The 16,810-nt window shown below is 69.9% G+C and carries 18 protein-coding genes and 1 pseudogene; 9 read left to right on the top strand and 10 right to left on the bottom strand.

The features are described 5' to 3' along the window. Nucleotides 1–248: 248 nt before the first annotated feature. Both FG385_RS23925 and FG385_RS23920 read left to right on the top strand, forming a co-directional pair. Entirely contained in the window at nucleotides 249–668 is a 420-nt protein-coding gene (locus FG385_RS23925; RefSeq protein WP_139099016.1) for a DUF6319 family protein, read from the top strand. A gap of 237 nt (nucleotides 669–905) precedes the next feature. Next, nucleotides 906–1,634, top strand: coding sequence for a VIT1/CCC1 transporter family protein (locus tag FG385_RS23920; RefSeq protein ID WP_139099015.1), 729 nt, complete (start codon nucleotides 906–908; stop codon nucleotides 1,632–1,634). On the opposite strand, the pseudogene FG385_RS23915 reads toward FG385_RS23920, so the two are convergent. Beyond that, nucleotides 1,631–2,047: pseudogene (locus tag FG385_RS23915) on the bottom strand (MFS transporter); the annotation flags it as partial. The gene FG385_RS23920 and the pseudogene FG385_RS23915 sit on opposite strands and share 4 nt — an antisense overlap. Before the next feature lie 218 nt (nucleotides 2,048–2,265). Here FG385_RS23915 and nhaA point away from each other — a divergent pair. The 3 genes from nhaA to FG385_RS23900 are packed head-to-tail and all read left to right on the top strand — an operon-like array spanning nucleotide 2,266 to nucleotide 4,926. Further along, nucleotides 2,266–3,453: a Na+/H+ antiporter NhaA gene (gene nhaA / locus FG385_RS23910; RefSeq protein WP_268815937.1), complete on the top strand. Its 1,188-nt coding sequence runs from the start codon at nucleotides 2,266–2,268 to the stop codon at nucleotides 3,451–3,453. 37 nt (nucleotides 3,454–3,490) lie between these two features. Continuing rightward, the gene (locus tag FG385_RS23905) at nucleotides 3,491–3,976 is read left to right on the top strand and encodes a phage holin family protein (protein WP_139099014.1); all 486 of its coding nucleotides are present in this window, start codon (nucleotides 3,491–3,493) and stop codon (nucleotides 3,974–3,976) included. 14 nt (nucleotides 3,977–3,990) lie between these two features. Next, on the top strand, nucleotides 3,991–4,926 hold the full coding sequence (locus tag FG385_RS23900) for an alpha/beta fold hydrolase (protein WP_139099013.1): 936 nt from the start codon (nucleotides 3,991–3,993) through the stop codon (nucleotides 4,924–4,926). 2 nt (nucleotides 4,927–4,928) lie between these two features. On the opposite strand, the gene FG385_RS23895 is transcribed toward FG385_RS23900, so the two are convergent. The 4 genes from FG385_RS23895 to nth are packed head-to-tail and all read right to left on the bottom strand — an operon-like array spanning nucleotide 4,929 to nucleotide 8,075. Next, complete coding sequence (locus FG385_RS23895; protein ID WP_139099012.1) at nucleotides 4,929–6,125, bottom strand: MarP family serine protease; 1,197 nt, start codon at nucleotides 6,123–6,125, stop codon at nucleotides 4,929–4,931. After that, entirely contained in the window at nucleotides 6,122–6,805 is a 684-nt protein-coding gene (locus FG385_RS23890; protein WP_139099011.1) for an NUDIX hydrolase, read from the bottom strand. The genes FG385_RS23895 and FG385_RS23890 overlap by 4 nt, the downstream gene beginning before the upstream one ends. Next, entirely contained in the window at nucleotides 6,802–7,395 is a 594-nt protein-coding gene (locus FG385_RS23885; RefSeq protein WP_139099010.1) for a TlpA family protein disulfide reductase, read from the bottom strand. Before FG385_RS23885 ends, FG385_RS23890 begins: the two co-directional genes overlap by 4 nt. Then, nucleotides 7,392–8,075, bottom strand: coding sequence for an endonuclease III (gene nth / locus FG385_RS23880; RefSeq protein ID WP_139099027.1), 684 nt, complete (start codon nucleotides 8,073–8,075; stop codon nucleotides 7,392–7,394). The genes FG385_RS23885 and nth overlap by 4 nt, the downstream gene beginning before the upstream one ends. Nucleotides 8,076–8,247: 172 nt before the next feature. On the opposite strand from nth, the gene FG385_RS23875 reads away from it, so the two are divergent. The 3 genes from FG385_RS23875 to FG385_RS23865 all read left to right on the top strand — a co-directional run bounded on the left by FG385_RS23875 (nucleotide 8,248) and on the right by FG385_RS23865 (nucleotide 11,122). Continuing rightward, on the top strand, nucleotides 8,248–8,499 hold the full coding sequence (locus FG385_RS23875; RefSeq protein ID WP_139099009.1) for a hypothetical protein: 252 nt from the start codon (nucleotides 8,248–8,250) through the stop codon (nucleotides 8,497–8,499). Between the two features lie 210 nt (nucleotides 8,500–8,709). Further along, nucleotides 8,710–9,384, top strand: a complete 675-nt coding sequence (locus FG385_RS23870; RefSeq protein WP_139099008.1) for a Crp/Fnr family transcriptional regulator — start codon at nucleotides 8,710–8,712, stop codon at nucleotides 9,382–9,384. A 517-nt stretch (nucleotides 9,385–9,901) separates the two neighbouring features. Next, nucleotides 9,902–11,122, top strand: a complete 1,221-nt coding sequence (locus FG385_RS23865; RefSeq protein WP_139099007.1) for an MFS transporter — start codon at nucleotides 9,902–9,904, stop codon at nucleotides 11,120–11,122. Here the strand turns inward: FG385_RS23865 and FG385_RS23860 are convergent. Further along, nucleotides 11,108–11,941 (bottom strand): oxidoreductase, encoded by an 834-nt coding sequence (locus FG385_RS23860; protein WP_139099006.1) that lies wholly within the window; start codon nucleotides 11,939–11,941, stop codon nucleotides 11,108–11,110. The genes FG385_RS23865 and FG385_RS23860 overlap by 15 nt on opposite strands. Nucleotides 11,942–12,012: 71 nt before the next feature. Here FG385_RS23860 and FG385_RS23855 point away from each other — a divergent pair, with 71 nt between their 5' ends. Continuing rightward, nucleotides 12,013–12,918, top strand: coding sequence for a LysR family transcriptional regulator (locus FG385_RS23855; RefSeq protein WP_139099005.1), 906 nt, complete (start codon nucleotides 12,013–12,015; stop codon nucleotides 12,916–12,918). Here the strand turns inward: FG385_RS23855 and FG385_RS23850 are convergent. Genes FG385_RS23850 through FG385_RS23835 form a run of 4 tightly spaced genes read right to left on the bottom strand, consistent with a single transcriptional unit; the run spans nucleotide 12,902 to nucleotide 16,592 of the window. Continuing rightward, complete coding sequence (locus FG385_RS23850; RefSeq protein WP_139099004.1) at nucleotides 12,902–13,978, bottom strand: thiamine-phosphate kinase; 1,077 nt, start codon at nucleotides 13,976–13,978, stop codon at nucleotides 12,902–12,904. The two genes, FG385_RS23855 and FG385_RS23850, sit on opposite strands and share 17 nt — an antisense overlap. After that, a complete protein-coding gene (gene dcd / locus FG385_RS23845) occupies nucleotides 13,962–14,546 on the bottom strand; it encodes a dCTP deaminase (RefSeq protein ID WP_200834626.1) in 585 nt (194 codons plus the stop codon). Before dcd ends, FG385_RS23850 begins: the two co-directional genes overlap by 17 nt. Then, entirely contained in the window at nucleotides 14,543–15,289 is a 747-nt protein-coding gene (locus tag FG385_RS23840; protein ID WP_235022760.1) for a hypothetical protein, read from the bottom strand. The genes dcd and FG385_RS23840 overlap by 4 nt, the downstream gene beginning before the upstream one ends. Before the next feature lies 1 nt (nucleotide 15,290). Continuing rightward, entirely contained in the window at nucleotides 15,291–16,592 is a 1,302-nt protein-coding gene (locus FG385_RS23835; protein ID WP_139099002.1) for a helix-turn-helix domain-containing protein, read from the bottom strand. Nucleotides 16,593–16,810 lie beyond the last annotated feature (218 nt).

The raw sequence follows: 16,810 nt of genomic DNA, 5'->3' as shown, positions 1-16,810 counted from the left end.
CGGCGACGTCACCACCCTCGCCGACAGCAGCGTCATGGACCTCATCTCCGCAGGACTCAAAACCGGCAAATCCGAAGAGTAACCGCTGGCGCACGACGAGGCCCCCTTCCCGGAGCGTTCGGGAAGGGGGCCTCGCGCCTGTCGGCACGACCCGGCACAATCGAGCGCCGGAACCCGGTGTTCCCACTGTCGAACACGTGTTCTAGGATCTGGCCGTCGTACCCCACGAAGAGGGAGACCGCACCCGCATGAGCTTGGACACCACCACCGCCCCGCAGGAGCAGGTGACCGACGAGGAGGCCCCCAAGGCCGCCCCTGCCGCCGAGGAAAAGGCGACGGACCCCGCCGCCGAGGAAGCGAAGCCGAAGCGGGGCCGCCCGAAGGGCGTGGCCCGCAAGACCCGCACCGTCGAGCTCACGCTGACCGTCACCGGTTCGGCTGACGGCGACTGGCAGGCGGAACTGAAGCACGGCAGCACCTGGGTGGCGCGCGGCCTTGTCATCTCGGCCTCGGCCGTGTCCCGCGCGGCGAAGGAACTGCACGGCGACCTGTCGACGCCGATCGACGAGGTCATCAACGAGGCCCGCGAGCAGCAGAAGGCGAAGGTCGCCCAGCTCGAGGCCGAACTGGAGCAGGCAAAGCAGGCGCTCGCCGACCTCGACGCCTGACGGCTCATGGCCGGGACCGCCCCGCTCGGTGGTCTGGCCAACCGGCGGCGCACCGCCTAGAGTCGTCTCCACCGAGGCTCGCCGGGGGTCGATGTCCACTCGATCAGGCATCGGCCCCCGGCGTTCTGTTTGCCGTGAAACGGCAGCGGAAATTCGCTTAGGATAGCCGAATCTAAGTGAGGCAAACCTATTTCGACCGCATAAACAATTGCGCCCATCCTGTGTTTCAATAATGGTGTGACGGAAACTCAGAGCACCACTTCGACGCACGGCCACGAGCCGCATCGCGACGATCTCGGCAGCAGGCTGAACTGGCTGCGCGCCGGGGTTCTCGGGGCCAACGACGGGATCGTGTCGGTGGCCGGCCTCGTGGTCGGTGTCGCGGGCGCCACCACCGATCACACCGCGGTGCTGATGGCCGGAATCGCCGGACTCGTCGCGGGCGCCCTTTCCATGGCCGGCGGCGAATATGTGTCCGTGAGCACCCAGCGCGATACCGAACGAGCCATGCTCCGGCTGGAAAAAGAAGAGCTGAAAACGATGCCGGAGGCCGAGGAGCGCGAGCTCGCCGAGATCTACGAGGAGAAGGGGCTCTCCCCCGAACTCGCGGCCCGCGTCGCCAGGGAGCTGACCGAGAAGGACGCGCTGCAGGCCCACGCCGAGGCCGAACTCGGCATCGATCCCGGTGCACTGACCAGCCCGTGGCAGGCTGCCTGGGCCTCACTGCTGTCGTTCGCGGTCGGCGCTCTGCTGCCGCTGTTGGCGATCTCGCTTCCGCCGCTGTCGTGGCGGGTGTGGGCCTGTGTGATCGCGGTGGGCGCCGGGCTGTTCCTCACCGGCTACGTCAGCGCCCGCCTCGGCAACGCGCGCGCCCGCCGGGCGATCGCGCGCAATGTCGGGGTCGGGCTGCTGACGATGCTCGTGACGTACTACGTCGGGACGCTGTTCGGCGTCGCCGTGCACTAGCGCACGCCGGACATCAGCTTCCGCACGAACGGGCTGACCAGGGCCAGCAGCACACCGATCACGACGGCGACCCCGCCGATGATCCCGAAGTACGGCGCCTCGTTGTCGGGGCTGTAGTACGCCGCGAGCGAGCCGGACAGCGCGGTGCCGAGCGAGACGGACAGGAAGAACAGCGCGACCATCTGCGTGCGGAACGCCTCGGGCGCGAGCTTCGTCGACAGCGAAAGGCCGACCGGCGAGAGCATCAGTTCCGCGACGGTGAACGCGAGCAGGATGCCGACCAGGCCCAGCAGCGGCGCGGTGTTCGAGCCGGCGGGCATCAGCATGAACAGCAGGAACGCGAAACCCATGATGCCGGTGCCGAACGCGAACTTGATCGGCGTCGAGGGCTGGCGGGCGGCAAGCTTCGTCCAAGGTTCGCGAGCCCTAGTGGGTGCCCGAAGAACCTGGTGTCCGCTTTGACCTCGGTAGAGGTTGCCATGCCGACGGTCCTTTGTGATCTGGATATTGTTGGCAATTCACATACTAGGACGCGCGTACTGTTGCAGCGCGGCTGGTAGGTAAGCTGGTTACCAGGTGCGCCGGGAAGGCTGGTCGGCAAAGCTGACCGAGCCGACCAAGGGAGCCGCCCGTGCAGAAACCTCGTGCTGCCGCCGAGTTCGTCCGTTTCCTCCGTACCGAAACCACCGGCGGGATGATCCTGCTGGCCGCCACCGCCGTCGCGCTGGTGTGGGCGAACTCCCCGCTCGGCGAGATCTATCGCACCGTCCGCGATTTCCACCTCGGCCCGCATTTCCTGCACCTGAACCTGTCGATCGGTGACTGGGCGAAGGACGGGCTGCTCGCGCTGTTCTTCTTCGTCGCCGGGCTGGAACTCAAGCGCGAACTCGTCGTCGGCGAGCTTTCCCGGTTCAAACAGGCGGTGCTGCCGGTGGTCGCCGCGATCGGGGGCATGATCGTGCCCGCGCTCGTCGCCCTGGGTATCGCCTGGGGCACGCCCGGCATCGATCGCGGCTGGGCGATCCCGGTGGCGACCGACATCGCCTTCGCCCTCGGCGTTCTCGCGCTCACCGGATCGAACCTGCCCAGCAGCGCCCGGGTCTTCCTGCTCTCGCTGGCCGTCGTCGACGACCTGGGCGCGATCCTCGTCATCGCGGTGCTCTTCACCTCGCACTTCAACCTGATCGCGGCCGCCGTCGCGGCGGCGGCGCTGGCCCTGTACGCCTGGCTTCAGCACCGCCGGGTACGCACCGCCTGGCTCTACGTTCCGCTCGCCGCCGTCACCTGGATCGCGGTGCACACGGCCGGGATCCACGCGACGATCGCGGGTGTCGCACTCGGTCTGCTCACCCGCGTCCGGCCGGACTCCGGTGAGGAGGAGACGCCCGCGATCCGGCTCGAGCACCGGTTGCAGCCGTGGTCGGCCGCCGTCGCGGTGCCGCTGTTCGCCCTGTTCGCCGCTGGCATCGAACTCGACGCCAAATCGCTCACCGACGTGTTCACCACGGCGCTGCCGCTCGCGGTGCTGATCGGGCTGGTCGTCGGCAAGACGGTCGGCATCCTCGGCGCCTCCGCACTCGCCGTCGCGTCCGGTATCGCGGAACGGCCGCGCGGCACCGGGTGGCGAGACCTGGTCGGGTTGTCGCTGCTGGGCGGGGTCGGGTTCACGGTGAGCCTGCTGATCTCCGAACTCGCGCTGACCGGTGAGGCCAGTGAGCGGGCGAAGGCGGCCGTACTGCTGGCGTCGGCGATCGCGTCGCTCGGCGGGGCCGGTTTACTCATCCATCGCAACAAGGTGCACGCCGCACGGGAGGACTGACCGAGCCGGGCCAGGCGGCGCATGGCACGATGGCCCCGTGAGCAGCCAGGAGCACGAACGCAACGGCCCAGACGGCCTCGGGGCCGTGCCCTACATCCCCTTGTCGAGCGACGACGGCGTCGGCGAAGCCGCCGGGCAGTCCGTCGGCAGCCTCGTCAGCCAAGCCACGCAGCACCTTTCGACGCTGGTCCGCGCCGAGGTCGAGCTGGCGAAGTCGGAGGTCACGGGCGAGGTCAAGAAGGGCATCAAAGGCAGCGTCTTCTTCATCATCGCCGGCGTGGTTGCGCTCTACAGCTCGTTCTTCTTCTTTTTCTTCCTCGGCGAACTTCTGTCGGAATGGCTCAAGCGCTGGGCCGCGTTCCTGATCGTGTTCGGCGTGATGCTGCTGGTCGCTGGGTTCTTCGGCTTCCTCGGCTTCCGCAAGCTCAAGAAGCTCCGCGCGCCGGAACGAACGATCACCAGCGTCAAGGACACCGCCGCGGCGCTCAAGCCCCGGCGGGAGGCCGTCGCCGAGCAAGGCTGACCCGGCCAGGACCTGTGCAGCCGCCCGATCCGTCCACCGTCCGGATTGACGGCCCGTGGACGCACCACGATGTGTCCGCCAACGGCATCCGGCTGCATGTGGCCGAGGCGGGCAGCGGGCCGATGGTGTTGCTGCTCCACGGGTTCGCCGAATTCTGGTGGGCCTGGCGGCATCAGCTGGTGTCGCTCGCCGAGGCCGGGTTCCGGGTGGTCGCGGCCGATCTGCGCGGCTACGGCGATTCGGACAAGCCGCCGCGCGGCTACGACGCGTGGACTCTCGCCGGTGACGTCGCCGGGCTCGTCCGCGCGCTCGGCGAACGCCGCGCGCATCTCGTCGGGCACGCGTGGGGCGGCATGCTCGCCTGGACCGCCGCCACCCTCCACCCGCGGCTCGTCTCGTCGGTGAGCGTGCTGGGCGGCGCCCATCCGCTGGCGTTGCGCGCGAGCGTCGCCGGCACGGCTCTGCGGCGCAGGCAACGCAACCAGACGCGGGCGCTCGCGCACCTGTTCGGCTTCCAGGTGCCGATCGCCCCCGAGCGCAGGCTCGTCGCCGACGAGGCGGAGTACGTAGCCCGGCTCTTCCACGCCTGGTCCGGTCCTAAGTGGACTCACGCCGAGGACTTTCCCCAGACCGTGCACAGGTTCCGGCAGGCGATGCTCGTCCCCGGCGTCGCGCACAGCGCGCTGGAGTACTACCGCTGGGCGTTCCGCGCGCAGTTCCGCGGCGAAGGCCGCCGCTTCACCAGCGCCGTCGGCGCGCGGGTGGCCGTTCCGGTACTGCAGATCCACGGCGCCGCCGACCCATGCGTGCTGATCGAGACCGCGCGCGCGTCCGCACCGTGGCAGGGTCCGCACTCACGGTTCGAGGTGCTGCCGGAAATCGGCCATTTCCCTCACCTGGAGGACCCGGCGCGCACCGGCAATGCACTCAGCGGCTTCCTGGCGCATTAGCCTCAGGCCGCACAGGCGCCGGTGCCGACCTGGGCGCTGAGCGACGGCGCCGCGTCGATCGCCGAACGGACCTGCTTGACGGTGAGGGTGAACCCGGTGTCCGGATCCTGGACCGAAGCGCCGAACACCACCCCGACGACCTCGCCCTGCGGGTTCACCATCGGACCACCCGAGTTACCGCTGCGCACCTGCGCACGCACGGTGAACACGTCCCGCCGCACCGTACGCGAGTCGTAGATGTCGGGGCCCTGCAAGGTGATCTCGTTGCGGATGCGGCCCGCGGTCGCCGTGTACGGCCCGTCGAGCGGGTAGCCGAGCACGATCGTGCTGTCGCCGGCCTTGCCCGGCGTCGGAGCGATCGTCAGCGGCTGGGCCTGCAGCCGTGGCACGGCGAGGACGGCGATGTCGACCTCCGGATCGAAGTACACGACCCTCGCCGGCAACCGGCCCTGCGGGGTCTCGACCGCGGTCTCGTCGGTGCCGGCCACGACGTGGGCGTTGGTCATCACCCGCTGCGGAGCGACCACGAAACCGCTGCCCTCCAGCGCGCGCGAGCACGACGGGGCCGTGCCCCGGATCTTCAGCACGCTGCCGCGCAACTGCGCCGCGACCGCGCTGCTCGGCAGGCTCGGGTCCGGCGGTGCGACCTCGTTGATCTGCGTCTGCTGAAACGGGTCCACAATGGACGGAAAGCCGGAGACGTCGAGCAGCTTGCGCAGATCGGCGGGCAGTCCCTCGGCGGCCGCGGGCATCGCCCTGTCCACCGCGCCGAGCACGGCCGAGCTGTTGATCGCCTTGGCCAGTCCCGGCATCGACGCGACCGCGGTCAGCGGCACCGCGATCAGCCAGGCGACGACGAAGACCACCAGCGCCTGGACGATCGCGCCGAGCGTCTGGTCGATCCCGGAGAGCTTGCTGGTGTTGACGCGGCTCTTCACCGCGTGCTTGATCCGGCGGCCGGCCCACACCCCGAGCGTCTCGCCCAGGGCGACCAGGAACACCACGACCGCGACGGCGAAGGCCACCTTGGCCGCCGGATTCTGGAACAGATCGACGATCAGCGGCGCGATGCGGATGCCGAGTATCGCCCCGCCGACCACCCCGACCAGCGCGGGCAACGCGATCACGATGCCCTGGCGCGCGCCCGAGATCGCCGCTAGCAACGCCAGTACGATCACCAGGACATCGACCCAGTTCATCGCCGCTCCCATCCGTGCTCATGCAATGCCGCATCCAGATCTCGTACGTCCCCGCGGTCCCAGTCGCGCTCCCAGCCGCCCAGTGAGAGCAGGACCGAAAGCACGCCGGCGGTGAACCCCCAGACGAACAGGCCGTCCACCGCGAACGCCGGCCCGAGGTAACCGGTGCCCGGCCGCCGCACCTGGAAGCGGTTCCCCGGATCGGCCAGATCGCCGATGGCCACCCGCGCCACCGTCGCGGTCTCGGCCGGGTCGACGGCGCGTACCGGCGACGGAGTCTGCCAGTGCGCCAGCACCGGCGTCACGGCGAATCGCGAAACCGGCACGAAAAGTTCGGGCAGCACGGCCACCGGCCGCACCCCGGACGGGTCGACTCCCGTCTCCTCTTCCGCTTCGCGCAGGGCCGTCTCGATCACGCCGCCATCGTCCTCGTCGACGCTGCCGCCGGGGAACGCGACCTGACCGGCATGCGAGCCGAGGGTTTCCGCGCGGCGCAGGAGCAGCACGTCAGGGCCGCGCGCACCCTCTCCGAAGAGGATGAGCACGGCGGCCGAGCGGGTGAACTGGTCCTCGGGAGGAGCGAAGCGGGTGAACGTGTCCGAGTCGAGCTCACCGCTGATCTCGATCAGCGGGCGCAGCCATGCGGGCGCGGAACCCGCTTCGACAAGCGGGCCGTTCACGAACCCTCCACGGCTTTTCGCACCTCGTCAGGGTTGTGGAACACGCGTGGGTTCTGGATGAAACGCACCTGCCCGTCCGGCGTGACCAGGTACGACGCCGGCAGTGAAGGCGGCGGTTTGAGCGCCGTGCGCACCGGGCCCGACAATCCTTGCCCGTCGAAGACGCTCGGCAGGTGCACCCCGAGCTTGGTCAGCAACGCAAGGCCGTCCGCCTCCGTGCTGGCGACCTGCACCTCCAGGACCTTCGCGGCACCCGGCTCCGCGGCGTACCGGCTCAGCACGGGAAGCTCGGTCTTGCACGGCTCGCACCAGGTCGCCCAGATGTTCACGAGCGTGGTGTGCCCGGCGAGCGCGCTGCCGAGGTCCACCGTGGACCCGTCACCGAGGCACTGCGCGGAAACGCCCTTGAGCTGCGCGACCTCACCGGTGCCGGTGGGGCACGGGGCCAGCGCCGCCGCGGCCCTCGCCGCCGACAGATCGGGACCGGGGGTGTTCTTGGCCGGGGTGCCGTGGTCGCGGGGCAGCACGGCGATGATCACGCCGATGACCAGCACACCCACCGCCAGTGCCCATTTCGTCGCGGTCGTCACGGATCGGACACCATCGCCAGGATGTGCTCCCGTTCCGGGCCCTTGACGAGCTTCGCGGCCTCCTCGAACTCCGTGGGGCCGGTGCCGTAGGACGGGCAGTCCTTCGCCAGCGGGCACGCGCCGCAGGCCGGTTTGCGCGAATGGCAGACGCGGCGGCCGTGGAAGATCACCCGGTTGGACAGCGGCGTCCAGTCCTTGCGCGGGATCAGCTCACCGACGGCGTGCTCGACCTTCACCGGGTCCTCTTCGGACGTCCAGCCCCAGCGGCGCACGAGCCGCCCGAAATGGGTGTCCACCGTGATCCCCGGAATGCCGAAGGCGTTGCCGAGCACGACGTTCGCGGTCTTGCGGCCGACACCGGGCAAGGTGACCAGGTCTTGGAGCTTGTTCGGCACTTCGCCGCCGTAGCGCTCCACCAGCGCCGCGCCGAGCCCGAGGACCGAGTTCGCCTTCGCGCGGAAGAAGCCGGTGGGGCGGAGGAATTCCTCGAGCTCGGTCCGGTTCGCGCCCGCGTAGTCGGCGGCCGTCTTGTACTTCGCGAACAGGGCGGGGGTGACCTCGTTGACCCGCACGTCCGTGGTCTGCGCGGAAAGCACCACGGCGACGAGCAGTTCCAGGGGGTTGGTGAAGTCGAGTTCGGCGCGAGCGTCGGGAAACTCGTCCCCGAGGCAACGCAACATCCGCCGGGCGCGTCTCACGAGCGCGAGCCGGCTCTCCCCGTCACCCTGCCGGGGGGCGTAACGAACAGCGGGTGGCACCCCGATAGCCTACGGAAGGCACCACGAGCACTTCGGAGTGGCCGACACGGCCTGGCGCAGGAACCGAGCCGACACAAGCGAGGATCTGGGATCGATGACCGTCTTGTTCGTAGTAGCTGTGCCGCTCGTCATGATGTTCTTCGCGCTCGCGATGGAGCGCGTCGAGAATCGCCTGAAACATGTCGCCGTGCAGGAAGAAGAGGTCGAGGAGTTCCTCGAGCAGGCGCGTCCCAACGAGGTCAAGGCGCTCTACGGGCATGGGATCGGGCGCGCGCTGGAGCTGTTCCGGCTGCGCCGGCTCGGCGGCAGGGCGGCCAGGCTGAGGACCAAGCGGGCCCGCCCCTGAGACCGCACCTGTCTCCCCACCTCAGACGCCCCTCCAGCGGCCATTAAGCTGGGCGATCGGACGAGATCGCCAACACTCGCATGGGCGGCGGAAGCGCGCCCGGCGGCGAGCCGTGCGGCGTTCTCGCCTGAACGGCCTAGACTGCACGCAAGTGATCGGCGACACGCCCTCGACTGGGGGCCGCGGTCGCCACCGATGAGGAGGCACGAGGTGGACGAGACCCTGGCCCGGGCGGGCATCTTCCAGGGGGTGGAACCGGCCGCGGCCGAGGCGCTCGCGCAGACCTTGGAGACGGTGGAGTTCCCCCGGGGTCACGTGATCTTCACCGAGGGCGAGCCGGGCGACAAGCTGTACATCATCCTGGCCGGCAAGGTCAAGATCGGCCGCAAGTCGCCGGACGGCCGGGAGAACCTGCTGTGGATCGCGGGCCCGTCGGACATGTTCGGCGAGCTGTCCATCTTCGATCCCGGCCCGCGCACGAGCAGCGCCACGACGGTGACGGAAGTTCGGGCGGTCACGATGGACCGCCCGTCCCTGCGCAAGTGGATCTCGACACGTCCGGAGATCGCCGAGCAATTACTGCGCGTGATCGCCCGGCGGCTGCGCCGCACCAACAACATGGTCGCGGAACTGATCTTCACCGATGTGCCGGGCCGCGTGGCACGCGCGCTCCTGCAACTGGCCCAGCGCTTCGGCAGCCAGGAAGCGGGCATCCTGCGGGTCACCCACGACCTGACCCAGGAGGAGATCGCCCAGTTCGTCGGCGCCAGCCGCGAGACCGTCAACAAGGCGCTCGCGGACTTCGCCCACCGAGGCTGGCTGCGCCTGGAAGGCAAAAGCGTCCTGATCCTGGACCCAGAACGCCTAGCCCGCCGCGCCCGCTAACCAGCCCCACACCCCAACCGACCCCCAACACCCAACCCGGCGCCCGCCCCCAACCGGCACCGGCGAGGGGGCAAGGGGCGAAGCCCCCAACCAGGGGGTGCAGGGGGGCGGAGCCCCTCCTGCCGGGGGTTTGGGGGTTCGACCCCCAAGGTGATTGGCGGAGTGAGCCGGCGAGCGCAGCGAGCAGGCCTCACTCCGAACGAAGGACCGGGCGCCACCCCCGACGTGGCGCACCGGTCCTTCGCTTTGCGCGGGCCATCCCCCGACGGACCGCGCTCCCCGCCCTCCGGAATTTAGGCCCCGACCCGATGTCCGGAGGGAGTTCTTCTGTTATGTCAACCATGCCACGGCCCCTACCCCGAAATTCAAGGCCGTTCACCCCGAAGGACGCTGTCGCGGCCGGTTCGTTGCGCGAGTTCGGGGAAAATCCGATAGTCGTTACCTAACCGAGACCCTGCCGGTCCCAGGCGGGAAAATAAATGGTACCGCCGTACCAGAGTCCGGCATACTGGTACTCATGTCCCAGTCCGTGTCTCTTGCCGACTACCGTGCCGCCCTCACCACGCCCGGCTCGGGCCGCCCGCTGGCGGCCTCGCTGCTCGCGCGCCTGCCGATCGCGATGATCGGCCTGTCGGCCCTGCTGTTCGTGCAGCGTGAGACCGGATCGTTCGCCGTCGCCGGGCTGGTATCGGCCGGTTCACTCGTCGGCGTCTCGGTCGGCGCGATCGTCCAGGGCCGCCTGATCGACCGCCTCGGCCCGACGCGCCCGCTGCTGGTCGTGGTCGCGCTGTTCGCGCTCGCGATGGCCGCCCTCACGTTCGCGATCGAGGCACATGCGGCCACCCCGGTGCTCGTGCTGCTCGGCAGCGGGATCGGCATCACCGAACCGATGGTCGGCTCCGCCTCGCGCGCGCTGTGGGGGCGGCTCGTCACGGACGAGACCGCGAAGAACGCCGCCTTCTCCTACGAGGCGATCAGCATGGAGGTGTTCTTCATCCTCGGCCCCGGCATCGCCGGGCTGCTGGTCACCGCGCCCTGGCCGGGCACCGGCATGGTCGCGGGCGGGCTCTGCATGATCACCGGCGCGACGATGTTCGCGCTCAGCCCCGCGGTCCGCGCCTGGGGCCCGGCGCCGGCGGCGCACCGTCCGCTGCTCGGGGCGCTCGCCAGTCCCGGTATGCGCACCCTTGCGCTCGCGGCGCTGGGCTTCGGCATCGTGATCGGGTTCGTCGAGGTCGCCGCCCCGGCCGCGGCGACCGAGGCCGGGCAGCCCGCGATCGGCGGCGTGCTGCTTTCGGTCTGGTCGGTCAGTTCGGTCGGGTTCGGTATCGCGTTCAGCCTGCGCCCGTGGCCGCGCGCGATGTCGCGACGGCTGCCGGTGCTGCTCGCCGCGTTCGGCCTGCTCGTCGCCCTGCTCGCCTGGCCGTCGACGCTGTGGGGTCTGGCGGTGGCGATGCTCGTGGCCGGAGCCGTGATCACCCCGCAGTCGGCCACGCATTCGGCGGCGATCGAACTCGTCGCGCCCGAGGGCACGGCCGTCGAAGCCTTCGGCTGGGTGCTCACCGCGGTCACGCTCGGGCTGGCGTTCGGGCAGTCCGTGAGCGGTTACCTCGTGGAGCGATTCGGCCCGCCCGCCTCGTTTCTCGCGGCCAGCGCCGCCGCTCTCGCGGTCGCCGCGGTCGTGTGGACGTTGCGTGGCACCGTCCGGTCGCCGGTGCGGGAGTCAGTCCTGGTCTAACGCGGTCGCCGTGCTCACCGGGGCCCAGGTTTCGAGCTCTTGGCGGAGCCGGTCCTGGTGAGCACGGATCCCGTCGACGGCGTCCCCGCCCAGAGCCAGCCTGAGCGGTGGCTCGTCGCTGTCGAGGACCCGCAGGATCGCGGCCGCCGCCTTCGCGGGGTCGCCCTCCTGGGTGCCGTCCATGGTGTCGACGGCCGCGCGGGTGCCGCCGGTCGCGATCCGGTAGGCCTCGATTTCGCGTGAACGGTGCATGCGCGCGCCACCGAACTCCGTGCGGAACGCGCCGGGTTCCACGATCAGTACTCGCACCCCGAACGGCGCCAGTTCCGCGGACAACGCCTCGGAAAGCCCTTCCAGCGCGAACTTCGCCGCGCTGTAGGCACCGAATCCGGGCATGGTCAGCTGCCCGCCCATCGAACTCATCTGCACGACCGCCCCGCTGCCCTGCTCGCGCAGATGCGGTACGACGGCCTTGGTCACCGAGACCGCGCCGAAGAACATGACCTCCATCAGCGCCCGCAGCTCGTCCATCGTCAGCTCCTCGACGGCGCCGACCGAACCATGCCCGGCGTTGTTCACCACGACGTCGATGCGCCCGAACTCGGCCAGCGTCGCGTCGACCGCTGCCTCGACCGACGCCGGGTCCGTCACATCGAGCGCGTACGTGCGGACACGGTCGCCGGAGAGGTAGGAGAGCTGTTCGGGACGGCGGGCGGTCGCCATCACGGAGTCGCCGGCGGCGAGCGCGGCGAGCGCGAGTTCCCTGCCGAACCCGGAGGAGCAGCCGGTGATCAGCCAGACGCGAGGTTTCCCTGTCATAGTTCCAGCCTCCGACCGCGGGCTCCGGCGTGTCCAACACCGGCTTCCTGCGGCGGCTACAGTCGGTTCCTGTGAGGGTGCCTGAGCTGCGGCAACTGCGCTACTTCGTCGCGGTCGCGGAAGAGCTGAGCGTCACGAACGCGGCGGCGCGGCTCGGTATCGCGCAGCAGTCGCTTTCCCAGCAGCTCACCGCGCTCGAGCGGGCGATGGGCGTGCGGTTGTTCGACCGGGACACGCGCGGCACGCGGCTCACCGAGGTCGGTGCCCAGTTCCTGCCCGAGGCCCGCGCGGTCATCGCTCGCGCCGAGCAGGCGGTGCGGCAGGTGCAGCGCGCCGCCCGTGGGGAGACCGGCCGCCTGCGCCTGGCGTTCCTGGCCTCCACCGCGAACTACCTGCTGCCGCCGATCGTGCGGGCGTTCCGCGAACGCTACCCCGACGTCGAGCTGTCCACAGAGGACGTTTCGATCGGCGGTCTGGTCACCGGGCTGCGATCGGGCCGGTACGACGCGGGGTTCACCCGGCCGCCGCTCGTGGACGACCTGACGTCGCGCACGTTGCTCACCGAGCGCGTGTGCGCGGTGCTGCCGGCGGGCCATCCGCTCGCTCGCCGCGACCGGCTGACGCTCGCCGATCTCGCGGACGAACCGTGGGTACTGACCGAACGCGCTTCGTGGCCGCCCTGGCATCTCAAGTACGACGAGGACTTTCGCGCCGCCGGATTCGAGCCGCAGATCGTACAGCGTGCGTCGAGCGTGCAGAACCTCCTCGGCCTTGTCGCGGCCGGAATCGGCGTCACGCGTCTCGCCGAATCGGCGAACAGCATCCGCCGTAGCGGGGTCGAGTTCGTGCCGCTCGACGGAGATTCCGCGCGCACAGAGGTGGTTTGGCTGCCACAAATGGAGAAACCGGCGTTGCGGCGGCTGCTCGAGGTGGTCGCCGAACTGGCGGCCAGTACCGATCTCACCCGGTCCGGCTGAGATCGCTCAACATCCGGTCCAGCCCGTCGCCGTGCCAGGAACTCGACGAGAACCGTTCCTGCGCGATGCCCTGCCACGGCCTTTCGCCGCCGGGGCCGGTCAGGACGTAGCCCCCACCGGCCGCGGCCAGTTCACCGATCTCGCGCGCCGGGACCGCCTCCGCCGCCAGCGCGGCGATGACCGCCTCGACACTCCCGGCGGGCACCGCCGCCACGAGACTCCAGTCGCCCCAGGTCTGCGCGAGATCGAACGGGCGGACACCGGCCTGCTCACAGACCGATTCGACGGCTGGGTCGAGCCGGATGTCCTCGTCGATGCGGGCGCCGAGATCGTTGGCCTCGCACAGGGTGCGCACGGTCGCGAAAAGCCCGTCGGAGACGTCCATCGTCGCGCGCACGGCGCCACTTTCGGCCAGCACGCGCCCCGCGGTCAGCTGCGCGGTCGGCCGGAAGGCACGATCGCGAACCTGCCGCAGTTGCGCCTCGGGCAGCCGCGCCCGCCCCGCCACCACGAACGCCCAGGCCCACAGGTAGCCCGGCTGCCCGATCAGCAGCAGCCTGTCCCCGGCCGAGGCCCCCGCGCGCCCCAGCCGCCGATCGGGCAGGCACTGCCCGATCGCCGTCGCGGACAGCTGCATCGTGCCGCCGTCGCGCAGATCCCCGCCCACCACGCGCGTGCCGTGCTCGGCGACGCAGGCATCGACCCCGTCGAGGAGCCGCTGGAACTCGCGCACCGTCGTCGTGGCCGGCAGCGTGTAGTTCACCACCAGGCCGAGCGGGCTCGCCCCGGCGGCAGCCAGATCGGACAGGTTGATCGTGACCAGCAGCCAGCCCGTGTGGAACAGGTCGGCCTCGCCGAGGACGGTGACGAGCGGCGTGGGGCAACTGTCGGTGGTGGCCACCAGCTCACCGCCCGCCCGGTCCGCAATCGGTACGCCGAGGACGGCGGCGTCGTCACCGAAGCCGGCGACGCCCGCGTAGCGCGGCCTCAGCACCTTCTCGAGGATCTGCCGCTCCCCGAGATCACCGAGGCACTCTTCGCCGTCAGGCCGGCCGGACATGGTCTGCCAATCGGGACGGAGCGACCGCCTGATCGCTCGAATAGTTGTGCGGCATTTCGTCGTACGCGCGGGCACTGCCGGTAGAGGCGAACAGCATCAGATTGCAGATCCGCGCTCCCGGACGCAAGAGCACGGGGTGTCGCAGATGGGACACGATCTCGAGGGTGAGCACACCGGGTTTGCGGCGGCCGAAGCCCGGGCTGACCTGGCCGCTCAGCACGACGCCGATCCCCAGGCGCGCGTAGTCGCTCGTCCCGTCGACGAGCCCGGCGAGCCGCTCGGACAGCCCGACCTTCTCCAGGGTCGGTGCCAGCAGCACCTCGCCCGGCTCGAGGCGCAGCCGGCCACGTTCGTCCGGGAGCCGCTCCAGCATCTTGGGGTACGTCCGGCGATCCGCCACGTCCACGGACTGGTCGCTCTCCAGGACGAAGGCGTGCTCGCCCAATCGCAGGCTGAGCGCGGCCGGACGCACCATGCCGTCTTCCCACGGCGAGACGACCAGTTCGCCGCCTTCGTATGCCCGACGGATTTCGCGGTCCGTCAGCACCCCGCCGGATGGCAGGTTCACGCGCCGTTCTCCCAACCCGTGATGACCTCCTTGACCAGGAGGTGGAAATCGCCTTCGGTCAGCGGCCGGTTCGGCTGGTCGTCGCTCTGGCCAGGTTCGCGATAGACCACTGTCGACCGCGTCAGGTGCGGCCCCTGCACCACCACGGTCGCGGTCAGTCCATTGTCGACCGGCACCACGGTGTGCACGACCTTCGTATTACACGTGTACAACCCGCCCCGCCACACATGGGGCGCCCCCGTCTTCTTCAGCCGGGCGTGGCCGTCTGCCCGCAATGCCGCGGGATCGGCCGGATCCTCACCGTAGCGGTAACGGTCGTACGGCCGGCCGTTCGCGGATTCGGCGTATTCGACCATGTGCATACCGGTACCCACCAGCACCGTGGACGCGAAATCCCAGCGATGGCTGTGCGGATTCGATTCACCGGCCGGCGCTCCGGGTACCGCCGGCCACACATGCAAACGCAACCGGAATTGCGGTTCGCCGGAAACATGCACGGCGAGTTTGGCGAAACCATTGGGGTGCCAGTACGAGCGCGCCACCGTCTCGCGCACCCATTTCTCGTCGGCACCGGAATTCCGCAACCACGAAATGAACCGGCCCGGCTGCTCGGCCACCCGGCGGGCGCCTCGCAGCAACGTGGCCGTATCGGCCGGTCCCGCGCCCAGGACCCCGGCCAGTTCGGTCGAAAAAAGCCGGCCGCCGCTACCGGCGGCCAGTTCGGAACCCGACTCGTTCCCCAATTTATCCCTGATTTCTCATGCCAGGAGGCCCCAGCGCTGACGTTGCGTACGCAGCTTCACGCAGCGCGGCGACCGCGTCGAGCGTCATCCAGATCGGGAGGTCACCCGAACCCCATGCCCACAATCCGTTGTCACGATCGTATCGTTTCCACAGTACGTCGAGTGCTTTCTGCATTCGCGCGAGCGGGAAATGGGGGGAAGTGGCGAGTGCTTGGCTCACCCAAGCCGCCGTGAAATGCCGGATGAGAACCCGGGTCGTGCCGTTCCCGTCCGGTCGTGGTCTGATCAGTTCTTCGTAAACGCCGTCATCGGGATGCTGCCGGCTGACGAGCCATCGCACCGCCTCCTCGACCGCGTCCTCCACCTCGGGCCTGTCATCGCGCCGGCGGCGGAAGTCGTTCAGCGCGCATACGGCACGGGCGGTGTGCGCGACCGACGCCTCGGGCGCCACCAGACCAGGCTCGTTCTTCTCCGGCCACAGCTTTCCCTTGCCGGGAAAGTCGAGGCGGGCGGCCAGCAGTTCGTCGACCAACCGGTCGGCCAGTGCTCCATCCGGCCGCAACCGGGCGACCGTGTGCACGGTGGTCGACAGCAGATACGGGCGCGCGGCGCTGTCCGGAACGAACGAATCGGCGATCAGGTTCAGCGCCTGGTCCACCGGCATCGACGTGCCGACACGGAACAGCGCGTCGATGACCGCCGCGGTGATCTCGGGCCGGGGCGAGCCGGACCGGCCCTGCCAGCCGCCGTCGTGCGCGCGCATCGAAAGTAGGCTCTCCGCGAGCGCCTGTAGGTCGATGTAGGGTTCGCCTACCAGCACCATCGCGGAGAGACCGTAGGCGGTGCTCAGCGCTGTCGGGTGCTTGCTCTGCTGGAGGTTGTGCCGCCAGCCGATGGGCCTGCCGTCCTCACCGGTGACGAGGTGGTGGGCGAGGCTGCGGCCGACACGAAGGAAGACACTCCCCAGCGAATCACTCGTGACGACCGTGGGGGTGATGACCGGGCGTTCCCAGTCCCGCGGCGATCGCGCCGCCTCCACCAGCTCTACCAGGGCGTTTGCCGTGCCGAAGTGGGTATCGAGCTGCCTCGCGTTCTGCGGGGAAGGCAGGTGCTTGCCGGTTTCCCACTGCGCGAGGTTCGCCCTGGCCACACCGACGATCGCCGCTGTCTGCGCCTGCGTCTCGCCGGCCTCGCGGCGCAGCCGCTTCAGCTCACGCCCGACGAAGGCGACCGTGACCGGTTCGAGGCCGACGGCTACCGCCTTTCGGTCAGGCGATGTAGGATCAGAGTAAGGGCGCGACATGACAGGAACCTACTTTGTGTAGGTCGATGTAGGGCGGTGCCATGCTTGCACGACGCGAACCTTACCGCAACTCCTGGTCACCCGGCCGCGGGGGCGGCCCCGGCGTGTTCTCCCGGCCCTCACCGGGACTGACCGGTCCAAGCGAGCGTTCTCCGCCCGATCCCCGCCGCTGACCGGCGACAGACCGGACGTGCGGACGCGCCGTGACACCGCGCTGC

The organism is Amycolatopsis alkalitolerans (genome assembly GCF_006152065.1).
GTDB lineage: Bacteria > Actinomycetota > Actinomycetes > Mycobacteriales > Pseudonocardiaceae > Amycolatopsis_E > Amycolatopsis_E alkalitolerans.
Note: the sequence above shows the minus strand (reverse complement) of the source record. Positions and strands in the feature narration are given on the sequence as shown.

Excerpts from the sequence above, each read along its gene's own strand:
- FG385_RS23925 (WP_139099016.1), top strand. The coding sequence starts at position 249 with ATGAGCTTGGACACCACCACCGCCCCGCAGGAGCAGGTGACCGACGAG.
- FG385_RS23895 (WP_139099012.1), bottom strand. The coding sequence starts at position 6,125 with ATGAACTGGGTCGATGTCCTGGTGATCGTACTGGCGTTGCTAGCGGCG.
- nth (WP_139099027.1), bottom strand. The coding sequence starts at position 8,075 with ATGTTGCGTTGCCTCGGGGACGAGTTTCCCGACGCTCGCGCCGAACTC.
- FG385_RS23875 (WP_139099009.1), top strand. The coding sequence starts at position 8,248 with ATGACCGTCTTGTTCGTAGTAGCTGTGCCGCTCGTCATGATGTTCTTC.
- FG385_RS23865 (WP_139099007.1), top strand. The coding sequence starts at position 9,902 with ATGTCCCAGTCCGTGTCTCTTGCCGACTACCGTGCCGCCCTCACCACG.
- FG385_RS23860 (WP_139099006.1), bottom strand. The coding sequence starts at position 11,941 with ATGACAGGGAAACCTCGCGTCTGGCTGATCACCGGCTGCTCCTCCGGG.
- FG385_RS23850 (WP_139099004.1), bottom strand. The coding sequence starts at position 13,978 with ATGTCCGGCCGGCCTGACGGCGAAGAGTGCCTCGGTGATCTCGGGGAG.
- FG385_RS23835 (WP_139099002.1), bottom strand. The coding sequence starts at position 16,592 with ATGTCGCGCCCTTACTCTGATCCTACATCGCCTGACCGAAAGGCGGTA.